We start from the raw sequence: 13,216 nt of genomic DNA on the forward strand, positions 1-13,216 counted from the left end.
TCAGGTATTAGAAGAATTATTTAAATTATTAAACAGCATTGATTATTAATAAATTTATAAAATTTTAAAAATATTAACTTGGAAAATAGCCTTTAAATTTTAATGATATAGTAAGTGAGTCTCCTTTAATTATATTAATATAGTTAAATATCCTATTATTTTATTTTTCTATAAATATATCTTTTTTTTATTAACATTTAATGGTATATTGTTTTTAGATAATGTTGTGGTAAATTATTGAATTTATAACATCATTTTCAAAAAAATAAAAGGTAGGTATTGAAATGGAAACTGAAAAATATTTACAAGTCGTAGAAGATGAAGAGATTGAACAATTAGTTGGTGGAGCAGGACCTGGTTGGGTTGAAACTTTAACTAAAGATTGTCCTTGGAATGTGCCTGTAGCATGTGTCACGATTATGGGACAAAGAATTTGTAAAAAATGCTACTAATAGTTAAAGAGAGTAAGGCGAAAGGCCTTACTCTCTTTAATGAGAATGAATTTCTAACTGTTTCTCCTACCTATAAAAAGAAGAGGTTATTATGAAAAATAATTCACATGGAATTTTGAATACAATAGATAATGGATCACATTCTTTAGTAACAAAAGAATATCTAGAAAAAAATTTTGTTATCTTTTTAGAGGGTTTTTCATGTAATGATGTCATTAAGGATGACGAAAACTATAACTTTCAAAAAATAATACAAACATATGTAGTATTCTTTAAAAATATGATAATAAATAAAATTGATTTTTTTGGTAATTTTGAGAAGGTTTCTGAATCGATAATGTTTGATTTAGAAAAAAGACTATACCAAGTATTAAGGCCATCCTTAATTGTATACATAAATAAACTTAGGGTAGAAAATGCTTTAAGAGGAATGGATACCAATGAAGAATATAAGTATTTTACAAAGAACTTCTTTCATTTTAAAAAATTTTATATGAATTTTTTTAAAATATTACCCGTATTAAACGAAAAAATTTTTACAATCATTGAAAATGAAATAAATTATATGATTTGGTTGCAAGGTGCTCTTGAAAAAGATCAAAAAGAAATTCATAAAATGTCGGGTTTTAATATTATGCATGTAGAAAAAGTTATTAACCTAGGTGACTACCATAATAATGGAAAGAGAACAATTCTTTTAGAAGATAAATTTAATAATAAGGTAATTTTAAAACCAGTCGATTTGAAAAATTCTATACTATATCATAGTTTAATTAATCAACTGAATAAAGATTTAAATACGGATATCTTTATTCCGCAAGTAGTTAATAAAAGAAATTATGGATATATGGAATACATTAATCATGAATCATGTGAATCTAATGAGCAAATTAAAGATTATTATTATAATTTAGGTGTAGTGCTTTCGGTAATGTATTTGATTAATGGAAGTGACATACATAATGAAAATATCATAGCTAAACAATCCTCACCAGTCATAATTGATTTTGAGACATTAGGAAGTACATTAAATCCAAGTGTTACTGAAGAAACCAGTAGTTTTATATTATCTAATTCAGTATTAAATTCTAGAATGCTACCTATAAGGTTTAGTGGAGGTAGGGAGGTAATAAGAGATTACAGTGCAATTGGGAGAGTAATGAAGTCTTTGGTAAAAACAATTAAAATAAAAAATGAATTTACATCGAATCCAATTGAAATAAGAGAAGAGACAATAGTAGAAGATACGGTTCAGAATTTACCGTTTCTTAACGATGATATATACGAGTATGATAATTATATAGATGATATTATTAAAGGTTTTGAGAATGCATATAACTCAGTTTTAAAAAACAAAGAGGAGTATATGTGTATATTAAAAAATAGTGTTTCTAAATGGAATTATCGAAAAGTATATCGAAATACAAAAGTCTATACCCTTTTATTAGATAGACTAAATGTTCCGGATTTATTAGAGAATAAATTAAAGACTATAAAATATTTGCGGAATATTCTTGAAAAAAACATATACTTGGCTACTAGGAAAGATATTATTCAAAAAGAGATAGAGGCACTATTATCCTATGATGTTCCATATTTCTTTAATAAGTATGAATGGGAGTCTTGCGAAAGTTTATCAAATAATGAAATAGATCTAGAAACAAAATTTAAAAAAATTTCATATGCTGACTTTTTATTACAAAGAAAAATTATAGAAATATCCCTTTCTAATCAAAATGACAATCTATATAAGCTGAATACAGTAAAGGAAACAATTAATTTTCGAACTAATTTACCTACAAATAAAATAAAGGAAGCAATTACAGGGAAAATTCTTGATGGCAGTTATATATCAAAAGACGGTGCTGTAGATTTTATTGGATTAAAAACAAATTGGCAAGGGGAGCTTGAGATAAACCATTTGAATAGTGGAATATATGATGGATTATTGGGAATAAGTTCATTATTGAGAAATAATGCTGATCCTAATCAGATTGAAATTATAAATAAACTTGAACAAAAAGCCCTGCAAGAAATATTAAACAAAAATAAAAATAATTATGGTTTTGTAAATGGTGTTAATGCAATTATTTCTTACTATTTAACAAATTTACCACATATAACATCTATCGATGAAAGATTGATATTGCAAATATTTATGGATGTCAACTCTGATATTGAAAAAGGTAAATATAGCGATAAGCATTTTGATATATTAGGGGGTTCAGCTGGTCTAATTTTAACGGCAGTTAAGTTCTATCAAATTAATCCTAATTATAAAATATTGCTTAAAGTGGCTGAAAATCTCGGTGACTACATTGTCAATAATATGCAAACACATAATGAATTTGTATATTGGAAAGCTCACGATACTCTAAATTTAGAGGATTCATTAAAGGGGTTTGTTCATGGATTATCAGGACAACTTCTCGCATTTTATAAGTTAAAAGGCATATTAAAAACAAATAAGTACGATAGAGTAATACATGGTATACATAAAAGTGAGAAAATGAGTATGAGTGAATATGAGTATACAGATAGCTGGTGTAAAGGATTTAGTGGAATGGGAATCTCGAGAATTAAAATTTTAGAATCGTATCAAAATGAGGATATACAATCAGATTTAATTTTTTTTAAAAAACAAATCTTAAGTACATTACATGAAAATAGTGATTATTGTTTATGTCATGGTTTAATGGGGAAACTAGACTTTTTATTGGAGCTAGAAAATAGAGGTATGCTCGAGCGCAATGAAAAACAAATTGTTATGAAAGTAACAAATAACTTTTTGAATAATTTTGATATAGAAGATTTTAATCCTCATAAAATCGCATTATTTACAGGGCTAGGAAGTATTTTGTATTTTTTACAAAGGTTAGAGGATAATAAACTAAATAGCATTTTATACTTTAATGCCTAGAATAGGTGATAAATATGTTAAGGAAGAAAATTAAATTTATACCGCAAATGACATCTTTTGATTGTGGGCCTAGTTGTCTAGCAATGATTATGCATTATTATGGTTCAGCAGTACAAGCTTCGGAAATTAGAAATAGTAAAATTATCAATAAAAAATCGGCATGGAGTTTGTTGGATATTAAAAAAGTTAGTAAATCGTATGGACTTTCTGCAACTGCATATAGGATAGAAAATATAACTGATTTACAAAGGATACAAAAGCCGATGATAGCATTTTGGGGCTTTAATCACTTTGTAATTATTGAAAGGGTTAAAGCAAATAAATTTTATATTGTAGATCCTAAGGCAGGGCCGATGATAATTGATATAAGAAGTTTTGAGGAAATGTTCTGTGACTATATCCTAGTAATAGAAAACAAAAAAGATATACAGCCAAATACTAAAAGGCGTGAAAAACATATATTACTTAGATATATTGATCATTTTGTATCTCCTAGCCAGATTGTTTTATTAGCACTATTAGCATTGTTAGCACAAATCTCAATTCTTGCTTTCCCCTTTATTTTGAAAAAGTTTATGGATATTTTGAATGCTTCAAAGGAAGTGGATGTAAGATACCTTTTAATTATTTTGGGAAGTTTAATCGTTGTTATAGGGATAAAATCTATAACTTCTATTATAAAAGTAAACTTTCAGAAAGAAATTGATAGAAAAAGTACAACAAAAGTTTTTGAGCATATGTTTAATACCCCCATAGAAAAAATTACTACACGTCATGCAGGGGATTTAAATGTAAGAATCATGAGCCTAGAATCAATACGAGGATATATTTTAGAGGATCTAATTGAAATGATTATATCAATAGTAGTTATCATTCCATTATTGATGTATCTATTATATACTGAGACTTTTTATACTTTAATATTGATGTTTTTTATTGCTAGTTCCCTATTTATCAATATTTCCTTAGGGAAATTCATATATAATGCTAATTTAGTCGAAACGTATTACCTAGGAGAACATAGAGGGAAAATTAATGAATCATTAAAAGCGATGTATTATGTAAAGGCTACAGGGATTTTTTCTAGAATTAAATCTGTATGGCAAAAAGATTATAATAAATACTTAGATACAGTACATAAACGAGCGCTAAAACAAAATGCTTTAGAATCATTTAATAGTTCCCTATCAACAATATTTATTATCATAATGCTTGCTGTAGGATTTTATAATTTTAGTAAAGGAGAAGGGGATTTAAGTAATATTTTCTTCTTTATTGCTATATCTAGTATTATATTTTCTCCGGTTTCAACAATTATAGGATCAATTTTAAATTGGAATTCAGTTAAACCACTTTTATTAAGAACTTTAGATATCTTGGAAGAGGAACTAGAAAAAGATGGATCGGATACTAAAGTAAACATTCTTAGAGGATCGATTCAATTTAATAATATTTCGTTTAGTTTTGATGACAAAAAAATAATAGAAAACTTAAGTTTGAACATTAAAAATAACGAAAGTATTGCTATTGTTGGAGAAAGTGGCAGTGGTAAGTCCACTTTAGCTAACTTATTATTAAAATTGCATACTCCCGATAAGGGTAATATATTAATAGACGATAGAGATATTAAAGATTGGAACAGTGAGGAACTAAGAAAAAATGTAGGACTAATGACTCAGGATGGAGTTTTATTTAGAGGAAGTTTATCTGAGAATTTATCTTACTTTGATATAAATTATGATCCTTCAAAAATCCAGGAGTCTATTGATAAATTGAATCTGAGTAATTATATTCAATTTCAAAGTATAAATGATATTTTAATCTCAGAGGGAGGAACAAATTTCTCCGGTGGCCAAAGACAAAGGTTGGCTATGTTACGATTGTTCATGAAAGAATATCCGATTCTTATTTTGGATGAACCAACTAACCATTTAGATAGGGAAACGGCAAATGCTGTTATTGAAAATATATTTGCCATACCATCCACTAAGATTATTATCACTCATGATGAAAATATTTTAGAGCGTGTAGATAGAGTTTATGAACTTACTGATAAAAAATTAAAACAACGAGAAATATTTTCTAAATCCAAATTGCAAACATTAGGTAAAGGGTAAATAGAATATCTAATAGATCAAGAATTTAATAGATACTTACTTTTATTTGAGAATAAGAAAGTGAGGAACAAAATGAAATTAGCAATCCAAACTAAAAATTTAACAAAGTCTTTTGACAATCAATCCATTGTAAGGGATTTAAACTTATCTGTTCCTGAAGGAAGTTTATATGCTTTTATTGGACCAAATGGTGCAGGAAAAACAACAACAATGCGAATGCTATTAGGATTAATTCCATTAGATAAAGGAACGATATTATTTAATAATAAAGATATCAAAGATTGGAAAGAAGAATTATTTGAAAATGTGGGTTGTTTTATTGATTCACCTACCTACTATCCTAATTTGACAGCATATGAAAATTTAGCCTATGTACAAAAAATGATTAATAAGCCTTTAGATGAAATAGACAGAGTATTAAAAATTACAGGAATATATAAAGCAAAAGATAAAAAAGTGAAAGATTTTTCTTTAGGAATGAAACAAAGGCTAGGTATTTCCTTTGCTATTCTTAATGATCCTAAAATACTAATTCTTGATGAGCCGACAAATGGATTAGACCCAGAGGGAGTACACGAGATAAGGCGCTTATTACTTCATTTAGTAAAAAATGAGGGGAAGACAATATTTATTTCTAGTCATAATTTAGCTGAAATCGAAATGATAGCAGATTACATAGCATTACTGCATAAGGGTAACTTACTCTATGAAGGGAATTTAAACAGTATTATTACTTCTAGAGAATATATTGTTCATGTTAATGACACTACTGCCACAGAAAGGATTTTAAATACAAAGGATATACCTTATAGCATAGAAAAAGAAGGGGTATTCAAACTAATGATAGATCAAAATAGTGTTCCTAATTTAACCAGAATATTAATTGAAAATGATATAGATATTTTTGAAGTTAGCCCTAAAAAGCTAACATTAGAGGAAGTATTTTTATCTTTAACTAAACAAAAGGAGTTACTATCATAATGCAATTTATCTTTAAAAGTGTGAATAGTGAGATGAGGAAAATTGGTGGGAGAAAATTATTGTTATTTTCTTTGTTTTTTTCATTATTATCAAGCTTTTTGTGTATAAGTTATTTTATTTTTAACAAGAATAATCCCGATATGTTTCAATCTACCAATCTTATAGCAATTACAGTAAACTTTAATACACTAACATTAAGCATTTTTTCTGCTTGTATGTGGTATTTTATCATTTCTTCTGAAAATAAATATGGTACTTGGGCCATTATCTATACAAAGCCAATTTCAAAATTTAAATTATTGGTAGCTAAAAATTTATTGTTTATACTGTTTTATTTAATCTTTAATATTTTAAATTTTTCAGTTATGGGTATCTATATTTTTATAAATGGATATGAAATATCTATACTTTATTTTTTGAAAATGTTGATGCTTTGTACAATTCTATCTTTAGCAATACCATATTCTCAATTACTTTTTCATTTGATTATAAAAAAGGGAATTCTTGCGGCGTCCTTGTCAGTTATTTGGATTTTTTTTAGCGTAACTTATGGATTATTTCCTGTAGTATTCACAAAGACATTTCCAATATTTTATGCATTGAATATAGTAAGTGATGTAATGATGAAAGAAACAACTATTTTAATATATCTTGCAAGTTCTTCAATCTATATTTTAGGAATTATGTTATTAGCTGTGAGTTTTAAATATTATACATATGAATAATAAAGGGTGAAATAAGTGGGTATATTAGGTGAATATAAAAAAAGTCTTCATAATGGATTGTATATCCTGTTACTAGTATTTCTGTTGATACCAATTAGTTTTCAAATCTTTCTAACTGTATCATCTCAATCAAAAGATGGCGTTTTCATGCATATAGCGATTCTAAGTCTTTTTTGTAGATTATTTTTACCTATTGCAATAGGTCTATTAGTGTCATTTTCTTTTGTAAACGAGTTCAGAAGAAAAGGATATATGTCTGCTATTTATCACGGAATCACTTTAAAAACTATATTAAGTAATAAGTTTTTGTTTTGCTTAATAATTACTTTTGGTTATTTAATATGTGCTTTAGTCATAACTAGTATACCTATAGTATTAACGGTTGATAATCTTGGGACTGTTTATCAAAGATTAATTTTTTCTATACTTTTTATGGTGATTAGCTCTTTAACTATTGTGAATTTACATTTTTTAATAAATATAATATTTTATAAAATCCCGTTACTTTCATTATTAGTAGGGGTTATAGGCGGGTTGGGTAGCTTTTTTATCTCGCATACAAACTATTGGATACTGTTTCCTTGGTCATATCCAATTATGAGTCTTTATATCGATAGCATTGAACCAAAACAGTTGTATATTATTCTTATTGTATATCTATTATCATTACTAAGTTGTATATTTATTATTAAAAAATCAATGCAATGGAATTAAAGTTAAATTAAGAAGAGTGGTATTATTAATAATAAAGCGTGTTGTAGTTGCTATAAGCTGTATCTCGATACGTTAAGTGAAGTAATAAGACAAGCTGATTAAGTATTATTGAATTCAAAGAAGTTAAAATATGAAGAATGTAACTTATGTCTGATACAATATCTATTAAAAATTCACCATATGAAAAAGGTAGCTGTACAAAAGTACAGCTACCTTTTTCACAAAATTATTCGTATACAAGAACAATTTTAGCGTAAACTTGCGCTTAATGGCACTTGAGAATAAACTGTGAAACTGTTACCATAAGTACCGTGTTTAGAAAATGAGGAAGAAATTGAACCGTTCCAACTTTTGTAGGTAGCTCCAGATGTATCTGTTCTTAGAAGTACGTTTGAAAAACTAGCTTGGCTAAAAGAATTACGTCCAGTATCTTCAACGCCCTGAACCATTTTTACTGGTTCGTATTGAGAAAATGAGCCATATACAGGCTGATTTGCATATCTAGGGATTCCATTTACATACATAGTAACCGTACCATTGCCGTTATTAATTATTTTAATGTTTACTCGATCACCATCTTTAATTGATGTATCATATTGTGTGTTCCAATACTTATTGTTTTGACCTGATTCATTATATCCTGAATTAAGAAACACTTTATATCCACTTGGTGTTTTTGAAATACCACCTTCAACTTTAGATGCTCCAATACCTAAGTACCAATTCACATATCCATCCTTAACAACAACCGATTTTGGTAGATTTATATCAGCTGTAATTCCAGTATAACTACTATTTGTAACACTTTTTACAGCACCTTCTGTAGCTGCAAAACTTGTAGTTGAAAACATTGATAGAGAAATTAGAAGTGAGCCGACTAGATACATCATTTTTTTCTTACTTTTCCTTAATACTTGATTCATTTTTAAATCCTCCTTATTTTTAAGTATTAAATTGTATTGAAAGTTGGCCAACTAACTACGACTTACAAACCAAAGATACATTAGGTTTAATTTAATGTATATATTTTCCTGTCATAAGTCATTGAAATGTCAAATAAATTAGATGTTTCATATTTATCAATATAGGGGGAGTTGACAGTATGAAGTGTTATGTCTATTTAAAATAAGAAGGCTTTGTTAAAAATAAGATTAAAGCTTATAAATTTGTTGGGTATAATATGTATTACGATTTATTTAGGAGAGATAAATATGGAAGGAATACAGGGGGTTTTTCAAAAGATATATCTCAAATTTTGAGAAATAAAATAAAAACACATGAAATAAATTAATTGTTTGTGTTAAAGAATTTATTGGAATAGTTCGTAGGTAAAGGGAAATATATGATTTAAAAGGCGTAGAATTCCAATATAAAAAGAAGAAAGGGGGTCCAGCTATGGAAAAGATAAGATCAAAGTTAAATAATGCAACTATTAAAGGGGGTATAGGGACATTAAAAGATGAAAATGAATGTTTGCGTATGGAAATCGATTATTTAAAAAAGTTAAAGGACTTACTTCAAAAAGAGAAGAAATTACAGAACAGGACTAAGTGGAAGTTTTAGTCTACTATTCTACGTATAATTATAGTAACGAGAATAGTCCGAAACAAATCTGTTTCGGACTAAGGGTTCAATATTTTATCCATTGTATTCAATGTTTTTTATTAAAAGATTGAATTTTCTGATTTTAAAACCAAGAATAATGTATTACATTAATCAATAGATACTTCTACAGAGACACTAGGTATTGTTGGTGCTGGTGTATCTCCACCATTAGAAGAAGATTGTTGAGGTGAATGTAAACTTTTCATGCCACATGCTAATGCACTTATTACTACCATACTTAATACAATCTTTTTTATTTTTTTCATCACTTTAACGCTCCTTTTTTCAAATGTTTCTTACCAGCATTACTGCTAATATAGAAATATTTGCTTGCCTTAACATGGTTATCTGCCTCATAAAATTGAAGTGCTAAAACCTCTGCATATTCTTTTACACAATCCCACATTTCTTCTTTTTCAAAATAAGAAATTGCATCAGTCACTACTTTTTCTAGTTTAATTCTAGGTAATTCTGTGAGTAGTTCATTTAATACTGCAAAACGGTGCTTATATTCCTCATTTCCTGCTTTATTCGTATAGTTTATTCCTTGCTCGATATATGATTTAGCTGTTTCAATGCCTTCTAATTTATAATATGCTCTTGCTAAGACAAATAATGCTTTAAAATGATTCGGTATTTTATTTATAATTTCAGAACTTTGTCGGATCGCCAATGGATATAAATCTTGAATATTATATAACCAGCCTAAATTGTAACGTGCTCTTAATAATAAATGTTCTTCATCATACTTATTAAAAACATCAATAACCGTATTGAGACATTCTTCCGCTTTTTCAAATTCTCTTAGATCTATACATGCTAAACCAAATACATTGTCGCATAAAGCAATATTGATTCCATAACCTACATGGTCTAGGTATATTTCTTTGGCCTTTACTACATGCTGAATCGCTTTAAATGGTTGATAAGATTGATAACAGTAAGTTGAAACTCTATATTCAAACTCGGCTTTTTCTATTTCGTTAGGTATATAGGGTAAAAGTTTCTTTGCCTTTTCATAATGTGTTTTCGCTTCATTATAATTTGCTATAATTGTAAAGTGGATTGCCTTAAAGAAATAATAATAATAAGATAAAAATAAATATTCCTCTTCGATATTAGGGAGTTTTTCTATATTCTTAAAGGAATCTTTTGTAATACTCACTCCATCTACCAAGACTTTATATCTAAAATCTAGTAGTGAGTAATAAAATGATAAATATGGATCAGTTTCTATTACTTTTAAGCTTTCTTTTACTTGTAGATGTGTTTGTTTTGCTTCTTTTACATGATATAAACGAATTTTTTCATACCATTCATTTAATAATTCCATCAATTGCTTATTACTTTTTTCTTGAACAGTCATAATATCCCCCTTTTCTCTGTAAAGGCTTAATCTGATAATAACAGGAAATAGATAGCTTATATGAAACTACGATTTTTTTCACTAATAATAAGAATATTCTGAATAATTAAGGTATCCTTATTCTATTGATATAGTCAATTTGTTTTAAAACAGACCGTCTGTAATAGGTGGTCTGTTGTTTGTTATGGTCGGCGACTGCTATTCTTTTACTCATCTCATATTATATTTAGTTTAAGAATTGAGAATAGAAGAATAGGATTAAAAAAATTAATGTTTTGCCAAATAATTTATTGAATAGACTTAAAGGGATAAACAGCTCTCCTATGGTAAGGCTTTTGAATTTATTCCTGTTTGGGTTTTTTAACAACTCTTTAAATGTTCGAAAGTTTATTTTATTAACGAAAGACCAATTTGGCATAGCTTTTGTATCTGAATCTATTTTGAAAATGATATGAATACTATGTGGGTGAAAGCCGCCTATACTTAAAATAAGCATAAATCCTAAAATAATGAACCAAGTCATTTTCTAGCGCCTCCTTGCAGTATTTAATATTAAGATATTATTAAGGTTGAGGAAGTGTGCTATTGTCCTTGAAAAATATTGAGAAATTGTTGAGGAAACGATGAGAATGTTGCAATGCAATTAATCGTAGCGTAGTTAACTGTGCTTGTCCTGTTTTTTTTGTAAAAAAGGAAAAGAGAACAGTTGCGTAGACTGTTCTCTTAAGGAGCGGAAGCGCTGAACATTTTTCAATGACAATGATTCAAGCCTTCCAATTATAGTGTGTGCAAATAGTTACAATTCATACTACAAGGCAGCTGTAAATTATTCATACATTAAAATTACTTTATTATAGAGGGAGTGTATTACAAAGTACAAAGAGCACTTTTCAAAAGTGCTCTTTGTACGGCGTACATTAGGACTTGAAAGAGGCATCATTGCAATTCGAAAGGAGATATCTATATACAACATATGAAGATGATTTGAAAAGGTGATGATAAAAACAAAAAGAACAGTAAGGATGTACCAATTGCTCAGATTAAGGGGAATTGGAGAGGGAGGATTTATATTGTTAGGGAGATTTTTGGATGCTATTCCTATTATAATATTGATACACTATTGAGGTGATTAATAAGAGTGATGTCGAAGCGTTTAAGAGAATAGTTTTCTCATCTCGTGCTTTTTGCCAAGCCTGTGGGCACGTTCCTATTTTATTATTACGGCTGGGAATGTCACGGTCAAAGTTAAAGTGCTTTCGACAAAAGAACAAATTAGGCTATTGGAACAAAGTAGTTCTGATTATATTAAACTCATTAATACACTGGTATCTGAAATGGTTGAAGTGAAAAAAAGCACGAAGAAAAATACAAAGGATATTGAAGTCAACCTTCCAAGTGTAGTTAAAAATCAAGCGATTAAAGATACGAAAAGTGTGTTTTCTACAAAAGTGAAAAAGAGTAAATATAAAATTGTTTTGATTCTAAAAAGACCTGTTTGTGTGTGGAATAACCAAAACTACTCATTTGACTTCACACACATTTTAATCCCCTTTGTTGGTGAAGAGGGGAGAAATCTCTCTTCTTTTTTGTTCCATGTAAAGTTCGAAGGTGACTTAAGGGGTAAAAAGGTGGATATGTATTAACAAAAACATGTTTGTTCACTTTCGGTAATTTCTAGAGATATTTTTTTAGGGATAGAATATTATAAGTTCGTAGAAATTGACTATATTACAGGAGCATCCACGCTGGGATATAACGGAGAATTAGAGAGTAAAGTAGGATTTGAAAATATTGTAAAAAAAGTTAAAAAAACACTATTCCTTCCTTTAATTTGCAAGAAAGAATAGCGTATTTATTTTGATAAGATTAACAATATAATATAAAGTTTGAAGATTTTCGGAATTAATCCAGAAATCTTTTTCTTACTTCTGGTGACGGTAACATACAATGTTCTTGTTTACCAAACCATCGGTATCTATTTTTTGCGAATTTTTCATAGCAAAAGTTTCGAATCGGCCTTGGAATTAATATAAAAAGAGTGAAAATCTTCCATATACCTTTTAAATTTCTACAAATGTTTAGTATGGCATCTGATTTAATATAACTATTATTTTTATCTATTAATACTATGCTGTCTATTGTTTCGTCTATTTCATACCTTTTTAATAATGTTTTACCTAATGCACTTTGAAGCGATGCAAATTGAAAATATCCTTTAGGATCCCTCTTAATAATGAATTGAATACTCTGATTACAGAAATTACAATCACCATCAAATAATACAATGCTCTTCATAATTTTCTCCTTCCTATAATTATTGGAATTTTATTTAATTA

General features: G+C 28.1%; 12 protein-coding genes and 2 pseudogenes. 9 read left to right on the forward strand and 5 right to left on the reverse strand.

Translation table 11 applies throughout. The features are described from left to right. Positions 1-284 precede the first annotated feature (284 nt). The 6 genes from QCI79_RS28820 (at position 285) to QCI79_RS28845 (ending at position 7,909) form a co-directional block, all read left to right on the forward strand. Positions 285-452, forward strand: a complete 168-nt coding sequence (locus QCI79_RS28820; RefSeq protein WP_016090584.1) for a type A2 lanthipeptide — start codon at positions 285-287, stop codon at positions 450-452. Between the two features lie 91 nt (positions 453-543). After that, complete coding sequence (gene lanM, locus QCI79_RS28825; protein ID WP_021728628.1) at positions 544-3,372, forward strand: type 2 lanthipeptide synthetase LanM; 2,829 nt, start codon at positions 544-546, stop codon at positions 3,370-3,372. Between the two features lie 14 nt (positions 3,373-3,386). Beyond that, on the forward strand, positions 3,387-5,489 hold the full coding sequence (locus QCI79_RS28830; RefSeq protein ID WP_016090586.1) for a peptidase domain-containing ABC transporter: 2,103 nt from the start codon (positions 3,387-3,389) through the stop codon (positions 5,487-5,489). Positions 5,490-5,561: 72 nt separating this feature from the next. Beyond that, positions 5,562-6,470, forward strand: a complete 909-nt coding sequence (locus QCI79_RS28835; protein WP_021728629.1) for an ABC transporter ATP-binding protein — start codon at positions 5,562-5,564, stop codon at positions 6,468-6,470. After that, positions 6,470-7,195, forward strand: coding sequence for an ABC transporter permease (locus QCI79_RS28840; protein ID WP_021728630.1), 726 nt, complete (start codon positions 6,470-6,472; stop codon positions 7,193-7,195). Before QCI79_RS28835 ends, QCI79_RS28840 begins: the two co-directional genes overlap by 1 nt. A 15-nt stretch (positions 7,196-7,210) precedes the next feature. Then, complete coding sequence (locus QCI79_RS28845; RefSeq protein ID WP_021728631.1) at positions 7,211-7,909, forward strand: ABC-2 family transporter permease; 699 nt, start codon at positions 7,211-7,213, stop codon at positions 7,907-7,909. 248 nt (positions 7,910-8,157) lie between these two features. On the opposite strand, the gene QCI79_RS28850 is transcribed toward QCI79_RS28845, so the two are convergent. Further along, positions 8,158-8,832, reverse strand: a complete 675-nt coding sequence (locus QCI79_RS28850; RefSeq protein WP_021728632.1) for a hypothetical protein — start codon at positions 8,830-8,832, stop codon at positions 8,158-8,160. A 472-nt stretch (positions 8,833-9,304) separates the two neighbouring features. On the opposite strand from QCI79_RS28850, the gene QCI79_RS28855 reads away from it, so the two are divergent. Continuing rightward, positions 9,305-9,472 carry a hypothetical protein gene (locus QCI79_RS28855; RefSeq protein ID WP_021728633.1) on the forward strand — a complete coding sequence of 56 codons (168 nt, stop codon included), beginning with the start codon at positions 9,305-9,307 and terminating at the stop codon, positions 9,470-9,472. A 149-nt stretch (positions 9,473-9,621) separates the two neighbouring features. Here the strand turns inward: QCI79_RS28855 and QCI79_RS28860 are convergent, their stop codons facing one another. The 3 genes from QCI79_RS28860 to QCI79_RS28870 form a co-directional block, all read right to left on the reverse strand. Further along, entirely contained in the window at positions 9,622-9,780 is a 159-nt protein-coding gene (locus QCI79_RS28860; RefSeq protein ID WP_021728634.1) for a Phr family secreted Rap phosphatase inhibitor, read from the reverse strand. Beyond that, complete coding sequence (locus QCI79_RS28865; RefSeq protein ID WP_021728635.1) at positions 9,780-10,880, reverse strand: response regulator aspartate phosphatase; 1,101 nt, start codon at positions 10,878-10,880, stop codon at positions 9,780-9,782. Before QCI79_RS28865 ends, QCI79_RS28860 begins: the two co-directional genes overlap by 1 nt. A gap of 226 nt (positions 10,881-11,106) precedes the next feature. Next, positions 11,107-11,403 carry a hypothetical protein gene (locus QCI79_RS28870; protein ID WP_021728636.1) on the reverse strand — a complete coding sequence of 99 codons (297 nt, stop codon included), beginning with the start codon at positions 11,401-11,403 and terminating at the stop codon, positions 11,107-11,109. 694 nt (positions 11,404-12,097) lie between these two features. Between QCI79_RS28870 and QCI79_RS28875 the strand changes: the two are divergent. Continuing rightward, positions 12,098-12,436 (forward strand): annotated as a pseudogene (locus QCI79_RS28875) (RNA-guided endonuclease TnpB family protein); the annotation flags it as partial. A 162-nt stretch (positions 12,437-12,598) separates the two neighbouring features. Further along, positions 12,599-12,703, forward strand: a pseudogene (locus tag QCI79_RS28880) (phage holin family protein); the annotation flags it as partial. Positions 12,704-12,782: 79 nt separating this feature from the next. Here the strand turns inward: QCI79_RS28880 and QCI79_RS28885 are convergent. Continuing rightward, a complete protein-coding gene (locus tag QCI79_RS28885; RefSeq protein ID WP_021728638.1) occupies positions 12,783-13,175 on the reverse strand; it encodes a thiol-disulfide oxidoreductase DCC family protein in 393 nt (130 codons plus the stop codon). Positions 13,176-13,216: the final 41 nt, after the last annotated feature.

The organism is Bacillus cereus group sp. MG1 (genome assembly GCF_040460035.1).
Taxonomy (GTDB): Bacteria; Bacillota; Bacilli; order Bacillales; family Bacillaceae_G; genus Bacillus_A; species Bacillus_A cereus.

Bases quoted from the DNA above. Each gene is read 5' to 3' on its own strand.
- QCI79_RS28820 (WP_016090584.1), top strand. From the start codon at position 285: ATGGAAACTGAAAAATATTTACAAGTCGTAGAAGATGAAGAGATTGAA.
- lanM (WP_021728628.1), top strand. From the start codon at position 544: ATGAAAAATAATTCACATGGAATTTTGAATACAATAGATAATGGATCA.
- QCI79_RS28830 (WP_016090586.1), top strand. From the start codon at position 3,387: ATGTTAAGGAAGAAAATTAAATTTATACCGCAAATGACATCTTTTGAT.
- QCI79_RS28835 (WP_021728629.1), top strand. From the start codon at position 5,562: ATGAAATTAGCAATCCAAACTAAAAATTTAACAAAGTCTTTTGACAAT.
- QCI79_RS28840 (WP_021728630.1), top strand. From the start codon at position 6,470: ATGCAATTTATCTTTAAAAGTGTGAATAGTGAGATGAGGAAAATTGGT.
- QCI79_RS28850 (WP_021728632.1), bottom strand. From the start codon at position 8,832: ATGAATCAAGTATTAAGGAAAAGTAAGAAAAAAATGATGTATCTAGTC.
- QCI79_RS28855 (WP_021728633.1), top strand. From the start codon at position 9,305: ATGGAAAAGATAAGATCAAAGTTAAATAATGCAACTATTAAAGGGGGT.
- QCI79_RS28860 (WP_021728634.1), bottom strand. From the start codon at position 9,780: ATGAAAAAAATAAAAAAGATTGTATTAAGTATGGTAGTAATAAGTGCA.
- QCI79_RS28865 (WP_021728635.1), bottom strand. From the start codon at position 10,880: ATGACTGTTCAAGAAAAAAGTAATAAGCAATTGATGGAATTATTAAAT.
- QCI79_RS28870 (WP_021728636.1), bottom strand. From the start codon at position 11,403: ATGACTTGGTTCATTATTTTAGGATTTATGCTTATTTTAAGTATAGGC.
- QCI79_RS28885 (WP_021728638.1), bottom strand. From the start codon at position 13,175: ATGAAGAGCATTGTATTATTTGATGGTGATTGTAATTTCTGTAATCAG.